The 16,540-nt window shown below is 30.0% G+C and carries 16 protein-coding genes; all 16 read right to left on the bottom strand.

Going from position 1 to position 16,540, the window contains the following annotated elements; translation table 11 throughout:
• On the bottom strand, positions 1–321 hold a 321-nt coding region (locus tag ACLBXA_RS10110; protein ID WP_447617195.1), incomplete at its 3' end, for an SDR family NAD(P)-dependent oxidoreductase.
• An 86-nt stretch (positions 322–407) separates the two neighbouring features.
• The gene (locus tag ACLBXA_RS10105; RefSeq protein ID WP_199664135.1) at positions 408–1,250 is read right to left on the bottom strand and encodes an SGNH/GDSL hydrolase family protein; all 843 of its coding nucleotides are present in this window, start codon (positions 1,248–1,250) and stop codon (positions 408–410) included.
• A 98-nt stretch (positions 1,251–1,348) separates the two neighbouring features.
• Positions 1,349–2,263, bottom strand: a complete 915-nt coding sequence (tagU, locus tag ACLBXA_RS10100) for a polyisoprenyl-teichoic acid--peptidoglycan teichoic acid transferase TagU (protein ID WP_017763775.1) — start codon at positions 2,261–2,263, stop codon at positions 1,349–1,351.
• Between the two features lie 91 nt (positions 2,264–2,354).
• Entirely contained in the window at positions 2,355–3,797 is a 1,443-nt protein-coding gene (locus ACLBXA_RS10095) for a flippase (RefSeq protein WP_447617194.1), read from the bottom strand.
• Between the two features lie 39 nt (positions 3,798–3,836).
• Positions 3,837–4,988, bottom strand: coding sequence for a glycosyltransferase (locus tag ACLBXA_RS10090; protein ID WP_199664138.1), 1,152 nt, complete (start codon positions 4,986–4,988; stop codon positions 3,837–3,839).
• A gap of 39 nt (positions 4,989–5,027) precedes the next feature.
• Positions 5,028–5,588: an acyltransferase gene (locus ACLBXA_RS10085; RefSeq protein ID WP_199664140.1), complete on the bottom strand. Its 561-nt coding sequence runs from the start codon at positions 5,586–5,588 to the stop codon at positions 5,028–5,030.
• 49 nt (positions 5,589–5,637) lie between these two features.
• The gene (locus ACLBXA_RS10080) at positions 5,638–6,780 is read right to left on the bottom strand and encodes a glycosyltransferase (RefSeq protein WP_199664142.1); all 1,143 of its coding nucleotides are present in this window, start codon (positions 6,778–6,780) and stop codon (positions 5,638–5,640) included.
• A 114-nt stretch (positions 6,781–6,894) separates the two neighbouring features.
• Positions 6,895–7,998 (bottom strand): glycosyltransferase, encoded by a 1,104-nt coding sequence (locus ACLBXA_RS10075; RefSeq protein WP_199664144.1) that lies wholly within the window; start codon positions 7,996–7,998, stop codon positions 6,895–6,897.
• Positions 7,999–8,109: 111 nt separating this feature from the next.
• Complete coding sequence (locus ACLBXA_RS10070) at positions 8,110–9,285, bottom strand: O-antigen ligase family protein (protein ID WP_199664146.1); 1,176 nt, start codon at positions 9,283–9,285, stop codon at positions 8,110–8,112.
• A gap of 225 nt (positions 9,286–9,510) precedes the next feature.
• The gene (locus tag ACLBXA_RS10065) at positions 9,511–11,292 is read right to left on the bottom strand and encodes a hypothetical protein (RefSeq protein ID WP_199664148.1); all 1,782 of its coding nucleotides are present in this window, start codon (positions 11,290–11,292) and stop codon (positions 9,511–9,513) included.
• 24 nt (positions 11,293–11,316) lie between these two features.
• Positions 11,317–12,384, bottom strand: coding sequence for a glycosyltransferase family 4 protein (locus ACLBXA_RS10060; protein ID WP_199664149.1), 1,068 nt, complete (start codon positions 12,382–12,384; stop codon positions 11,317–11,319).
• A 37-nt stretch (positions 12,385–12,421) separates the two neighbouring features.
• Entirely contained in the window at positions 12,422–12,907 is a 486-nt protein-coding gene (gene pssE / locus ACLBXA_RS10055; RefSeq protein WP_017763790.1) for a PssE/Cps14G family polysaccharide biosynthesis glycosyltransferase, read from the bottom strand.
• Positions 12,904–13,359, bottom strand: a complete 456-nt coding sequence (pssD, locus tag ACLBXA_RS10050) for a PssD/Cps14F family polysaccharide biosynthesis glycosyltransferase (protein WP_242298862.1) — start codon at positions 13,357–13,359, stop codon at positions 12,904–12,906. Before pssD ends, pssE begins: the two co-directional genes overlap by 4 nt.
• Before the next feature lie 78 nt (positions 13,360–13,437).
• Entirely contained in the window at positions 13,438–14,760 is a 1,323-nt protein-coding gene (locus ACLBXA_RS10045) for a UDP-glucose dehydrogenase family protein (RefSeq protein WP_017763792.1), read from the bottom strand.
• 94 nt (positions 14,761–14,854) lie between these two features.
• A complete protein-coding gene (locus tag ACLBXA_RS10040; protein ID WP_017763793.1) occupies positions 14,855–15,535 on the bottom strand; it encodes a sugar transferase in 681 nt (226 codons plus the stop codon).
• 17 nt (positions 15,536–15,552) lie between these two features.
• The gene (gene galU / locus ACLBXA_RS10035) at positions 15,553–16,434 is read right to left on the bottom strand and encodes a UTP--glucose-1-phosphate uridylyltransferase GalU (RefSeq protein ID WP_017763794.1); all 882 of its coding nucleotides are present in this window, start codon (positions 16,432–16,434) and stop codon (positions 15,553–15,555) included.
• Between the last annotated feature and the right edge of the window lie 106 nt (positions 16,435–16,540).

Here is a 16,540-nt window from a genome sequence, read left to right as displayed (position 1 = left end):
TAGCACTAACGTGCTTGTAATGTTGTTATGATAATATGTTAATGGAATCGCTACTGACTCCCCTACAGCTTTAAATCCTGCAAAGTGAATAACTGCGTCAATTACATTTTCTTCAAAAATTGCGTCAAGCGCTTTACGATTTAAAACATCTTCTTTATAAAACTTAAATTGTTTTCCTGTTATTTCTTTCACTCGATTTATGGATTCTACCGAGCTATTCGAAAGATTATCCACTACTATAACTTCGTAACCGCTATTTAGTAATTCTACACATGTATGACTACCAATATATCCTGCCCCACCTGTTACAAGTATCGCCATAATTATACCTCCAATATTATTAAGCCATAATAAAAAAGAAAATCATTTATCCTTTATTAAAACAAATGATTTTCTTCTCACAGATTTTATTTAGCTATGAAATAATCCGTTACATATTGAGCCCAAACCTCATGACCTTTAGCACTTGGGAAACCAAATTCTTCTTGTAAGTACGGTAAAATAGCCTTTGTTGTTGCATCCGGCCATGCTCCCCAATGATCAATATATGTATAATTATTTTGCGTCGCAAATTGTTTTAATGCTTCAATCGATTTCGGATAATTCTTCGCACCATACACTGGATTTGATGGTTGAATCATAATCGTAGCACCCTTTGCACTAGTAGAAAGTGCTTGAACGAACTTCTGTGTATTCACAACAGAGTTTCCGTTACCAGTTTTACCATTATCAGTAATAAATGGCGGTTCAAATAAAATCACATCTGGATTCTCTTTCCCAATCTCTTTATCACGTTTATTCGTAATTAACTCTTCTGTGCTTTCACCCTTATATTCCTTTACAGTCACATTCCATAAACCTTTACCATAAGCAGTTTCTAAATTAGCAGTTAACTTAGCTGCCCAAGCACTTTTTTCAGATGAAGAAGCCTCATCACCAACAATAACAAGGTTTACTGCCTTTTTATCCTCAGCGGCTTTCTTTAACTTCTCTTTCACTGCATCTGGCAAGTTTTTCGCGTATGCTTCATTAAAAGATGACTTCGCATCTTGTTTTTTCTCTTCTTTTTTCTCTTCTTTTTTCTCTTCTTTCTTTGCCCTGCTATCTTTCACTTCAGCCTTTGTTTTCGTTACTTCACTCGTTTGCCCTGTTGCATTCGCAATCTTCTTATTCCAGTACAATTTACCGCTCACAATCGAAGCAACAAACAATACAAAAATAACAAGGACAAGTACCGCTTTCTTATTCATCGATTCACCTCATCTATTAATCTCACAATATATAATACTAATATAAATTCACGCAAAAATAAACCCAACTCCTTCCAAAGGAGTTGGGTTGTTACATATTACTTAGTTAATTCAAGATGCGCTTTTAATTTATTTGTTAAATCTTGTTTTGCTGCATCTGGAACATAATAGTACCAAATACCGTCGGCGGCTTTGTGGCCGTCACCTGGGATTTGAATCTCTTCACTATTCTGCATGCAATCTTTATAATTCTTTTGAATATCAAACATTTGATCTTGCGTTAAACTTGTTTTTACGTTTTTCTCAATTGCTTTTAATACATCACCGTAACTTGCTAGAGAAGATACACTTGCGCCCTTTTTAATTACAGCTTGAATAACTTGACGTTGGCGCATTTGACGACCGAAGTCACCGCGTGGATCTTCATAACGCATACGAGTATATTTTAAAGCTTTTTCACCATCTAAATGAATTTCACCTTTAGCAAAGTGTGTATCCCTTGATGTAAAATCTAAATCGTTATTTACATCAACGCCACCAACAGCATCCACAATATCTTTAAAACCAGCCATATTCACTTCAATGTAATGATCGACTGGTACATTAAGAAAATTCTCCGTTGTTTTTACAGCCATATCAATACCACCAAAGGCATAAGCATGGTTAATCTTATCTTTTTTACCTTTACCAATGATTTCTGTATAAGTATCACGGGGAATGCTTGTAATCTTCATTGATTTTTTTTGAGGATTCAAAGTAAATAACATCAATGAATCAGATCTTGATGTTTCACTTTCTCTTTGATCTGTTCCCATTAATAAAATAGAAATAGGCTTTTTATCTGCAACATCTACTTTTTGATCACGTTTTTCAGACTTATCACGTTCTAGTGGTTTATGCACCGCATCTAAAGTATTAGACACATTAGAATAAACGCTATATGCATATGCACCACCTGCAACGATAAGAACACCAACAATACCTAGAATCCAAAATATAATTTTCTTTTTCATATTTTATACCTTCTTTATATTCTTATAATTTATTTCACATTTTAATTTATCAATTATCTATTCAACTAGTCAATCCTAATAATTTGGAATATCATTGTCTCTTCTTCCGTATTAACATACTTTTAATTATCTGAATCATATCTATAAAATATTTGTCTTTTACTATCCCCAACATAATAAAATAAAAAATTATGCTACCTAACATAATAAATATACCTGCAAAAATACTCTCAGGCTTAAACATTAAATACGGCAACACTACCGCTATAGTAGCTATTAGACAATATGAAAGATAATTCATTGAAAATAGATTAAATTTTACACCTGTCCTTCTTAACCACAAAGAATAAAATATTAACTTAGATAATTCAGTTAATACGAATGTAATGGCTGCACCTACAATAAGATATTTTGTTGTTAAAGTAATATTAGCAACTAGATTAATTACCAATGCTAATAGCATTGCATATATAGAAATACGTTCTCTACCCGTAGAATATAAATAGTATGCATAAATTGCTACTAATGGCATTATTATTAGACATAGGGAAGTAATTTGTGAAACCACAATCGCTCCCATATACTCTGTTCCAAAAAGAACCTTTATTATAATATTAGAGTATAACATAAAACCGACACACGCCGGTATTGAAATAATCCCTAAGAAGTGGCCTGTTTTATTCAAGATTTTTCTTTGTGAGCCATGATCATTATTACTATTTAAATAACTAAGCCTTGGCAATAGTACTGCAAATGCATTTGAAACAATCGCAACTAGCATTGTAGTCATTTTTATACCAACATTATAAAGGCCTAAATTTTCTTTTGCAGCAATACTCCCTAACAAAATAGAATTTAATTGTAATGTGGTTGTACTAACAAATGATATTATTAGTGCTAAAAAAACTGGCTTTAAATGTAGAGAAAATGATAAGTTTCTTTTTTTTATTTCAATAAACTTTATTAAATAACAACTATTTAATAAAGCAGTCAAAATAAAACTCCCTAAATTTAGTAATACATATATTAGATAATCTTCTTTTTCATTAACAAACATAAACACACAAATGACAAAAATAATTTTGATTACAACATCTCGCGTTGTAATATACTTAAACTCTTCTATCCCTACAAAAAACCATTGAAAAGTAAATAAATTTGTTAACATTGTAAATCCGGTAATAAGGAAAATTAAAAATTCACCATTTATCCCCGAAAGGTTAGATAAAAAAACTCCATATAAGCAAAACATACAAACTGTTAATGCCAATTGTATAATGAACAGTTCTTGAAATTTAGCCCCCAACTTTTCTTTATCATCTTTTACTACCGCTATTTCACGCGTCGCATGCCCAACTAATCCAGTCCCTGCAAATACAGCAAAAATAGCGACTATACTAGTCGCATAGTTAATACTGCCATAATAACCTGGTCCCAAAACCCTTGAAATATAAGGAAAAGTTATAAATGGTATAACTAATAATACTATCTGGTTTAGAAAACTATAAATTGTATTTCTAGTTAAGCTACTCATGATTTATGACACATCTCTCATGTTTAATATTTTCTGCACTTAGTTCTCAATTAAAGAAATTATTTTTCTCATGTTTTCTCGATTAATTGTTTCAACTTCTTTACTTCCTTTACCCGCCCTATATTTAAAGGAATGAATATCGCTACCTAACTTCTTTACCCCTTCAATAATACCTTCTGTTGTGTTATCTACAATTAAACCATACTCACTTTCACCAAGTATGCTAACTGTTCCAGTCCTTGTTGACACCACTGGGACCTCTAAAAGAATTGCTTCTGCTACAACTAAGGAATACCCTTCAACCCTCGATGAAGATATAAAAAACTCACTATTTTTAATATACTTATATGGGTTTTCTACAAAGGGTATAAATATAACATCTTCCTCAATCCCTAGGTCGGCTGCTAATTGTTTTAATTTATTTTCCTCATAACCACTACCAATTATAACTAATTTAAATTCCTTAATCTTATCCTTTTTTCTTAAGATCGCATATGCTTTGATTAATCTATCAAATCCCTTTTCTTTCACTAATCTTCCAACAGAACAAATATATTTAAAATTTAGTTCGCATTTTTCTTCAGCTAATGTTTTAATACGTTCGCAATCTATGAAATTTGGAATAACAGCACTACCATTATGTTTTCTATTAAAGTATGCATTATAGCCTTTTTCCGATTGTTCTGATACAAAAACCATATTATCCAAACTATCGTATATTTCTGTTTCTATTGTATGGTTTTTAAAAAAGTTTTCAGCATGATTGTGTCTACTTAAATCTGTATGAATCCATCCTATATGTTTTCTAGATTTAATATGATCTAAAGAAGAAGATATTTTAATAGGCAGCCCTTCAACGAATCCAATCTCAACATCATAATTTTCTTTTAAACGATAACTCATTATTTTTCTTATATAATTTGCATCAATCTTTTGGCATAACTTAAAAAAATTAATTATGATAAACCTATTTAAAATTCTATCACTAATTTTTCTTGAACTGGCACTTATATTAAATAAACTAACATGCTTTACTTTTTCTGAAAGTTGGTTATCTAATTTATTTTTACAAAAGGTAAAAACAGTCACAGAATAATCTCTATTCCTTGATAAATTATTTGCAACATCCACTAGAACTCTCTCTGCCCCACCTGCTCCCAGTTGTCCAATAACAAATAAAATCTTTTTCAAGGATTTTCCTCCTATAATTCCAGCATACTAAATTAATCTTTACTTTAAAAATCCCATACCATTTTGTAATATTCTTCTCATTTCTTCCTTTTTTTCTTTAGTAATATTACCACCTAAAGTATAACTTTCATCAAACAAATGACTTTCTTCCATTCTTTTTTTCTGCTTGGTAATGTATTCACTTGTTTTACCAATCGATTTAGCAGGATTTCCAGCAACCACCGTATTAGATGGAATATCCTTATTAACTACACTCCCTGCTCCTATTATTACATTATTCCCTATTTCAACATTAGGAAGTATAATAGTACCTGCTCCTATAAATACTTCATTCCCAATTTTAACAAGTCCAACTTTAACATAATCTAAATAAAACTTCGTACTTGCATCATGTGCCAAAATATGAACATTGGGAGCCAATGTAACATTATCTCCTATGCTTATTTTCCAACAATGACTAGGATCTATTATACAACCATCATTAAATGCGAAGTTTTTGCCTATCTTCAGTCCCCTTTTCTCTAAATCTCCTAAAATTTCTTCATAGCTACTTCTAAAACCTAATTTTCTTTTAATTTTTCGTTTTATCTTTGAAATCATATTAGACTCCCCATACGAAGTTTTTCTAGCATACTTTTATTAACTACTATTACATTTTACAATCGTTAATTACTTCTATAATCTTTTCTAATTTCTCCTTATTCTCATTTAATACCATCTTTTCTCCCCACAACGCCTTCTTAGCATATACAGAATTCTTATCCATTACTTCTTTAATTCCTTTTATTAGTCCATCAGTATTATTTTGAACTACTAATCCAAACTCCCCATTATTCAAAATACTAGAAGCCCCTGTATCTGTAGCAACAACTATCTTTTTCAGTACTAATGCTTCTAGAACAACTGTAGGATAGCCTTCTACCCTAGAAGATGAAACAAAAAATTCACTGTTTTTAATATACTTATATGGGTTTTTACTAAATGGTACAAACATAATATATTCTTCTAATTTTAACTTTCTAACAAGTTCTTTCAGCTTATTTTCATCTTTTCCGCTACCTATGATTAGCAGTTTAAGATCTCCAATTTCTCCTTCCCTTTTTAATTTACAATAACTTTCAATTAAACGGTCGAATCCTTTTTCCTCACTCAATCTACCTACACTACAAATATATTTAAAATCAAATTCAATTTCCTCTTCAGATAAGGACATAATCCTTTCTATATTTAATATATTTTTTAATACATATAAATTATCTTGATCTCTAATTCCTTCGAAATAATCCAAGTAACCTACCTTAGATGTTTCCGAAACAAAAATTAATTTATTCATACTTGAATAACTATCCAATTCATTAATTTTATTTTTAAAATAAGCTCTACAATAATTAAATCTCTTCAAATCTGTATGAATCCAACCTATTTTCATTGCAGAGCTTTGTGATACAAATTTTATAGAGAATCCTTCTAAAAAAGCTACTTCAATATCAAATGATTCTTTTAAAAAAATATTAATAAACTTTCTCATTTTAGATGGACTTAAAATCTTAAGCGATTTAAGAATTAATCTTATTTTAATTTTTGATATTATATCTTGGTTAGCTAAATCTACATTAAATAATTTCACATGTCTTATTTCTTTATCTAATTGATCATCTAATATACCACTACCAATTGTAAAAATTGTTATATTATATATATTTTTTTTATTTAATGTATTTATTAAATCTATTAGTACTCTCTCTGCTCCCCCCCCACCTAAATAAGGGATTACAAATAATATATTTTTCATTGTCTTCAACCAACCTTATAGAATTAATTTCCATTTCAAGGAAAATATCTGTGTAAACTATAATAAATTATTTAATAGATTACCAAATCTACATAAACTTCTATTTTCAATCTATTATTTTACATCTATTTCCTTTAAAAAATTATGAAATCGATACTCTATTTTGCCCCACTCATAATTTTCCACTGTTTGCGACAACTGTAAAATATCATATTTACAAATTTCTTTAGAGACTTTTTCTATTCCTTCAACAATACTATTAATGTCCTCATTAATCAGTATCCCATTCCTATCATTAATAATTTCTGCATTGGCTTTTGTATTGGTTCCTATACATATTATTCCATTAATAATATATTCATATGTTTTAGTAGGAGGTTGTGCATCATAATAATCCGTAATGGGAACATAAGAGAAACCTACCGCAGCTTCCTTGAAAAGGTTTATTATCTCATCATGATTTTTTCTACCGTGATATTGAATATTACCCTTATTTTTAACGTTCTCTATTGCTTCAATAACTCTTTGCTGATACTTTTCCGTGTATGCAGAACCAACTACATCCAAGCTAGTTTGAATTTGATTGTCGTTTTTTGTACAAAAAATATCATATGCTTCAATAACATTTTCAAGATTTCTATTTTCAAAAGTTCCTACATAAAGAAATTTTATTTTCTCTGTATTCACTTTTTTCTCCCTAATATCCACAATACGATCTGCGCCTAAGGGTAATAAAGTATATTTAGATATTTGTAATTTTTTCGCCAATAAATCTGAAATAACTGTTATATGGTCAAAGAACTTCGTAGACCATTTCATAGCATTATCATAAAAATGCCTTTTCTTTTCACTGGAAAACACTGCTCCAGTTCGAATATCCATGATCCAATTTGTTTTTGAGGTAAATTTTCTCAATAACAGCGGAATATACCCACAGTATTCTATTGTCCCACTAATGATAATCCAATTATATTCTTTTCTATTCTTTAAAATGAATTTAATTATCTCTATATTATATTTCAAGTAATTCATTATTCTATTTTTACTAATGTTAATGTATTTAACATTAACATTTTCCGGAATATTTACTCTTAAACGGTTATTATCAAAACATAAAATATCAACATGAACGTTATGTTTCGATAAATAATTCACCATTTTTAAATAGTCCGTATTATATCCATACTGCCCCTTTGGAATAAGTAACATTTTTTTCATATTTATATACCTCTTGAAATCCCTTACAAATTTTCAATTATACTAAAAGGTAGCAATGAATTATTTTTGCTACCTTTTAGTATAAAAATCATGATTAAATTTTTAAAATCCCTACATTTGATGTGGGCGATTATCAGTTAAATTAATTTTAACTATTAAATAAGACAACCAAAAAATAGGGACAATCTCCCAATATAATAGATTATCCACCATAAATAATATTGTAGTGACTAAAAAGAACCCAATTGTTTCTTTGCTAATCTTAAATAAATTATAGAAAATAAGACAATAGATTATTAAGAATAATCCTCCTCCTATAATTCCATAATCAAGAAATTCATTTAAAAATACATTGTGTGCACCTTGAAAATAAATATTTATTTTGTATAAATACCAGTTATCTATTACACCATTAGGATGTTGCCGTAGTAAATCCAATGCACCTTCCCAAATATACTTCCTGGATCCCCAGCTACTTAAATCCCGCACGTCTGCAGTATAATTAAATACTATGAAACTACATATAATTGCTCCTAAAATCGTAACAAGAACAATAAGGTATCTAAAATATTTATTAATTTTCTTATACTCAATAAATGTTACCATTAATACAACCATCGCACCAAGGGACATTATTGAATTTGTCAAAATAACGTTAATAGCTAATATAATTATTCCAATCCAGCGTATTTTTACATCTAAGCGAGAATTGGTTTTAAGTATAAACATACCTGTTAAACAATAAAATGCATATTTCGTTTTTTGTGAAAAAACTGATTGAAATCTAACTTCACTAAAATATTGCATCATTGTATTTTCGTCAAAAACAGTAAAATATGGTGAACTGAATCTGATGCTTAGCCCATAGATTCCTTTTATATATAGAAAAATACCTATTAATCCCATAGCTATAAATGAATAGCTCACCACCTTAGACAATCTAATAGAAAAATCATCTGTCCATGAGAAGGTAGTAAGCATAAGTATAAAAGTAAATATATATAAATTATCAAAAAACACCTTATATATTGATTTATTTTCTAATCCTATGTATAAACCTATAAAAAAGGTAAATAACATATATGTTATTAGAAATAATATCAGAGTCAATTCCCTTTTGGGTAAATTAACTCTTAAACTTCCTACCTTTAATAAATTTAACAAAGTATATGCAATATACATAAAGCATAATATCCCAGAAGGGTATATATATGTGTTATTAAATCTATTACCTACTATAAAGAAAAACGAGGATAAAAACACACCGTATATAATTAATTTATTCATTACTATATCCTATCCATTTTATTTTCCTTGAACTATTTTAATTGCGTATAAATTATACTCATATTGTTTCCTTGTTAAAAACAATAAATAATTCTACTTTATAAACGATTTTCAAAGTGAAAAATCTTTTTCATTATTCCTTATCTAATAGTTAACCATACACTTCAGTAATACACCTTTATTTCTAAATACATTATTCTGTTTCTAATAACAAAATTACCATTACTATTTAATATAAATATCCATTTGTTTTAAAAAACCTAATAATGTAACTACTTGATCTTTTTCGAGAGTATTTCCTTCTCTAAATAAAAACTCACAATCTTTTCTTAGGCTTTCTTCAGTTAATAAGTTAATATTTTCATTATATTTTTCCTCATAAAAATCTCTTAGATTTTTATTATTTTGATACCAATAATCCATCGGATGCATATGTTTTTTTGAACTTAACTTTAAGCCTAATTTATTCTTAATTAATTTTACTGCCGCCGCTGGAACGCTCGTCCATGGAACTGGTATGCCTTGAACTGTAATCGTCTTTCGATTAATTTTCCCTTTTACCTTTTCATAAATGAAATCTGCTGCTTCAGGATAAAACTTATTTATCCACTCAATGTAAATCTTATGTCCGCTTCTATACTCTAATGGTAAAGATAAACAAAAGTCTAGAAAATCTACATCTAAAAATGGCGATGTTGTTTCTGTATAGAGAAACATAGGTTTTAGTCCTATATTTACTCCTGTAAAACCTCTATTATAAAATTTAAATATTTCTTGATCCTCTAAATGTACAGCTTTCTCTTCAGTGTATTGAACCCTATCCAGCAGTTTAGTAGAATACGCTCCAGATCCAGGTTTGAAATTTTGTTTCTTTCCCTGATCATAAAAAGTACCAATTATTACATCACCAAGTTGTCCTGTATGAACAAGTCCATATTCTTTTAAATTAAGATTACTAAGCATACTAAGTGTATGAGAAATGGTACATGACTGGCTTCTAGCACCGGATATCTTAACTGATTCATCAAAATACTTGTAAAGATATGTACCATTATCTAAAGCTTTAAACATCCATTCACTTTTTAGCATATCAGTAATTTCTTTGGGCACCGTCTCGTCTAAATAATCAGTTTGTGAAAACGTGTAATTCAACATATTGGTGTATCCCATATTATGCCCCACCCAAGCAGTCATTCGAGAATCTAAGCCACCACTTAGAGCAACTAGATGTTTATATCCATATTCCAAATCTTTCTTAAAAACCCTTTTCACAGCATTTCTAAACAAAGTATCCAGCCTAGCTAAAGCCTCTTCTTTTGAAATACTAATAGGAGTATTATCTATGGCATAATAACACTCCTTTTCGATAGTACCATTAGAATATTGAATATAGTGCCCTGGTGTTAACCTATATACATCTTCAAATAACGTTTCATTACATAGTACATGAGAATGTACCATTAAACTATAAGCTGCATTATTATTAATCTTAAACTGTCTACTTGTTTGTTCATGAACCATCTTTATAAGAGATTTAAAATCAGTTGAGAAATAGAAAACTTGGCTTTCCTTACATAGGTAATAAAAAACTTCCTTATCACCAATATGATTTGTAAATACGTTTAATTTATTCGTCTCCTTATCCCAAAAAACTCCTGCAAAAGTCCCCCTGAATTGTCGGAAGAAAGTTTCAGAATCTTCAATTGACATCTTTTTAATTAAGTTTAATATTTCATTTTCACTAACATCATACTTTTCACATAAATCATGCTTGTTTAAAACTACTCCATCAATGGCAATAAGATTCTTCTGATCACTATAAAAAGCTTTATCGAAACTAAACTTATTCACAGCATTCCTAAAAATTTTCCCATATATTCCAGAACCCTGAAGTTCAATTTCTTCTTGTATTAAATCATTGCTTTTATCTACAATTTCATACATATCTAGCTCATTATTTAAAACACTTTTATTATTTGAAATAAAACCAAAGAATCCTGGCATCATTTTCAACTCACTTTAATCAAAATTTTATTTATATTTTTTTTTTACAATATCTTCATACAAACCACACATCTTATCTAATGAGTTGTAGACATTATATTTTGTACGTATTTTTTCTGCATTATTTTCGCCTATTTTTTCTATATGTGACTTATTATTTAACAAATAAATAATATTATTAGCCAATGTGCTTATATCTCCCGGTTTTATCACAAATCCATTATCTTCTTCTACAACAGAAGCAATAGAACCAACATCGGTAGATATAACAGGTAAACCGTAACTCATTGCTTCTAATATAGACATTGGCATGCCTTCATTATAGGAGGGTAGTACATAAATGGCACTTTTTCGATAAATTTCTTCTATCTTAGTCTCATCTGATATCCAACCTGGAACAATAAACAAATCTTCTAATCCCATTTCAGCAATTTTCTTTTTGACCTTATCGATTTCTCCATCGCCGGCTAAAACAAATTTATATTTATTATCTATTTTTCCTTTTAATTTAGCGCCTACCTCAATCAAATCATATGTACCTTTTCTTTGAGAAAGCACTCCCATTGTTGTGATATAAACCGCATTCTGGGAATTACTGCTGACGTTTTTCGGAAAAACTGCATTATCTAAAGAAACCACTTTCGCTGTACTAATTGATTTATAGTATTCTTTCCACTGCTCTCCTAAAGCTAATATCACGGTTACCTTGTTTAATGCATCCACAATATCTTTCTTTCTTTTATCCGAACTTTCATTATAAAAATCTTTAAATTGAGAGCCATGCATATGTAATACAATTGGAATGCCATTCTTATGCAACATTTTTATAATTTTACTTTTTCGAATAAAACTTCCCCTATACGACATATGAATATGAGCTATATCATATTGTTTTTTTAGTATATTGAGTTTAAAGAACAACTTTACATATTGAATTATAAAATAAACTATATTTACAAAATGATTACTGCCATAATAAGTTGGAAAATATTCTAAATCAGTTTTCTCATTAAGGCCCGCTTGTATATAGTTCTTTACCACTCTGGTAATCCCACCTGTTACACGTATGTGAGATCCAATCATGATAACTTTCATTCGCTCACCTATTTCTATATATTTTTAGTTATATACATCATAGAGTCTTTTTTAAAAACGTCTCAAGTATATCAATAATATTACTAGTATTAGATTGATATTTTTTGAAATTCATTTCTTTTACAACATCTAATGATTTTTCTAGTTCTTTAACATCCGAAATTCCATATATTAAGTTTGAATTTGTGAATTGTTCAATTATTTCAAACTGGTGATTGTCTACATGTTCACCATATTCTACAGTTCGAGGAACACCTATTACTTTCTTTTCTTGTTTTACCCCATTTATAATAGAGCCTGTTCCTCCATGAGTAATTACTATTTCACTTTTAAACATTAAATCCAAAAATTCTTCTTTATTTAAAAATTTTTTGTATGAGTAATAACGTGGTTCGTATGTTGAATAACCAATTTGAGCAAACACTTCATCTGGTTTTATTTTTTTTTCTTCAACCAAACGATCAACTTCTTTTAACAATCTATCAAATTGGAATTTTTGGGAACCTACTGTTACAAAAATCAATATATTCCGCCTCCATAAATTGCATCTGGATAAAATTGTTTCATATCTTCCCATTGCACTAAGAATAAATCTGCATACTTATACATCAATTTACCTGTAATAGTCGGTGAAGTGATTTTAGAAAAGGATTCTATAAAAATTAATTTCTTCTTAAACAACTTAGCTAATAAACACATGGGCACTGTCGCTAATGCTCCAGTAGAGATAACAACATCCGGTTTCTCTTTCAATAAAATAAATATAGACTGAAAAACTAAAATAATAAATTTAAAAAAGAAGGAGAATTCCCTTCTATTAATTTGAATGACATCATAAGACTTAATGCCTTTTGAATTAAATCGGTAATTTGTCTTCTCTGTCAAAATAAAACTATCATGATCTTTCATCATTGGATGTAGCATCATTAATTGCTCTAGATGCCCCCCTGATGAAGCAGCGAAACATATTTTCAATATTCCTCCTCCTTCATATACCTTATATAATTGATACTAACTTTTTTACAAATCTCTAGTTAAAAATTACAATTTAAACTAAACCCTTACATTGCTTCTTTTAATAGCTTCTCTTCCTACTGAAAAATAGTTTATATTACTATTTTTCACAGCTTCAATTCCAAAACAATTTCTGCCATCATATATATTTGGATCTTTCATTTTGTTCTCAAATTTTTCTAATGGTATAGATTTAATTTCATCCCATTCTGTTAAAATAAATACAATTTCTGTATCTTCAATCGCTTCTATTACTTCATTTGTATATTCTATTGTACTAGGTAAGATTTTCTTTGCATTATCAATTGCTATTGGATCATAAGCTTTTACATGTGCACCCATTTCTATAAGTTCTGGGATAATAACTAGTGAAGCTGCTTCTCGCATATCATCTGTATTAGGCTTAAAAGTTAGTCCCAATATACCTACTTTTTTTCCTTCTAATGTCCCAAAATCCTTTATAGCTTGATCAAGTAGCTTCCTTTGTTGCTTATTGTTAAATTGAATAACCGAACTTAACAAGCTAAAATCATAGTCTACATTTTCTGCGATTTTTTTAAGTGCCTTTGTATCTTTTGGGAAACAAGAGCCCCCATAACCGATTCCAGCTTTTAGGAATTGGTTACCAACACGGCTATCTAACCCCATTCCAAGGGCTACTTTCTCTACATCAGCACCTACTTTTTCACATACGTTAGCAATTTCATTAATAAAACTAATTTTTGTAGCTAAGAATGCATTAGAAGCGTATTTAATCATTTCAGCACTACAAATATCAGTTTCATATATAGGAATACCAAAAGGTTTATTAACCTTACGCATTACTTCTAATGCTTCATCACATTCAGCACCAATTACAATACGATCACCGTTGAATATATCATAAACTGCAGATCCTTCTCGAAGGAACTCTGGATTTGATACTACCTCAATTTTAATATCTTCCACTAATAGCTCTTTTAATCTACCTTTAATATAATGATTAGTTCCTACAGGTACTGTACTTTTTGTTACTACTATAATATCTTGTTTTATATTTTGAGCAATTTGTTCTATAACTTGATTAACATAAGTTAAGTTTGCTGTTCCATCTTCATTTTCAGGAGTACCTACCGCTATATAAATGACTTGAGCTTCTTTAAATGCTATTAGATGGTCTGTAGTAAAATTTAAGCGTCCAGCCTCAATGTTTTTCAACATTAACTCATCTAAACCAGGCTCATAAATTGGTGATTGCCCACCTTGCATTTTCTCCACTTTTTTTTCATCCATATCAATACAAGTAACACTATGTCCTACTTCTGATAAACCTACACCTGTCACTAGACCTACGTATCCAGTCCCTACTACCGCTATATTCATCTTAAAAATCTCCCTTGCAGACATTTTATACTTAAATACAAGTTAGTGTACCAACTATCACTTTTTAAATCTAACCTACTAATTGAACTATTCATCAATAGGCATCTTTCGAGCCAACTAAAACTAATACCGTCTTTAATATTAACTTACAATCAAACCTAATATTACGCTTTCTAATATAAGTTAAATCTAATTCCACCATCTCTGCGAAACCAACACTGTTTCTCTCTGTAACTTGCCAAAGTCCTGTACAGCCTGGTGTAACAAGCAATCTCTGTTTATCATACAAAGTATATTCTTTTACCTCTCTTGGAAGCGGTGGACGCGGTCCAACTAAACTCATTTCACCTTTTAGTACATTTAATAATTGTGGTAATTCATCGATACTCGTTTTCCGAATAAACCTGCCAATTTTCGTGACACGGGGGTCTTCTTTCATTTTAAACATTGCCCCTGATACTTCATTATGTTCTAATAAATCCTTTAATCGCTCTTCTGCATCTGTCACCATGGAACGAAATTTATACATTCCAAACTCCTTTTCATTTTTCCCAACACGAACCTGCTTAAAAAGAATGGAACCCTTAGGATCTTCTAACTTAATAAGTAACGCTATAACAAGTAAAACAGGAAAAAGAAAAATAAGACCGCATAATGAACCTAATATATCTATTACACGCTTCATAAATAAATAAAAAACACTCTGATTTATCTCTTCAGCAACAAGCATTCCTTGTTCTTTTACAGCTTCACTTGATACTTTAGTTAAGGCCAATGCCTTTTCACCTCACTTTAAATATGTACATTTTCTTTTTTTACAAGTTCCTTCATATAACTCATTAACTCTTCTCTTAAGGATTCATGTTGGAGTGCCATCTCAATTGTCGTCTTAATAAATCCAAACTTCTCCCCAACATCATAACGAATCCCTTCAAAGTCATAAGCAAACACACGCTGAATTTCATTTAAACGTTGAATCGCATCTGTTAATTGAATTTCGCCACCTGCACCCGTCTGCTGATTCTCTAGGAACATAAAGATTTCTGGTGTTAATATGTAACGTCCCATGATTGCCAAATTAGATGGTGCTGTTCCTTGAGCTGGCTTTTCTACAAATTGACGCACCTGATAACGACGTTCATTTTGTTCAACTGGATCAATAATACCGTAACGATCTGTTTCATTTTCTGGCACCGTTTGTACACCTATTACAGATGACTGTGTACCTTCATATTGATCCATTAATTGACGTAAACATGGTGTTTCTGCTTGTACAATATCATCACCAAGTAATACCGCAAATGGTTCATTTCCAATAAATTTACGCGCACACCATACTGCATGCCCTAAACCCTTCGGTTCTTTTTGTCTTATGTAATGAATGTTAATTTTTGAAGAAGCTTGTACTTTTTCAAGCATTTCATACTTCCCTTTTTCTAAAAGATTTTGTTCTAGTTCAAATGAATGATCAAAATGATCTTCAATGGCACGTTTACCTTTTCCAGTAACAATAATAATATCTTCAATTCCTGATTCAATCGCTTCTTCTATTATGTATTGAATTGTCGGTTTATCAACGATCGGTAACATTTCTTTCGGCATCGCTTTCGTTGCTGGTAAAAATCTTGTCCCAAGACCAGCAGCTGGGATAATTGCTTTTCTTACTTTTTTCAATTATACTCCCCCTATAAATCTATTTATTTGTATGTAACAATAACAAAAACCCTACCTATAGAGTCATTTTTATAACTCCATAGGTAGAGTTTCTATTACAAATAAA

Source organism: Bacillus sp. D48C, assembly GCF_053345735.1.
This window is presented reverse-complemented; position numbering and strand designations above follow the sequence as displayed.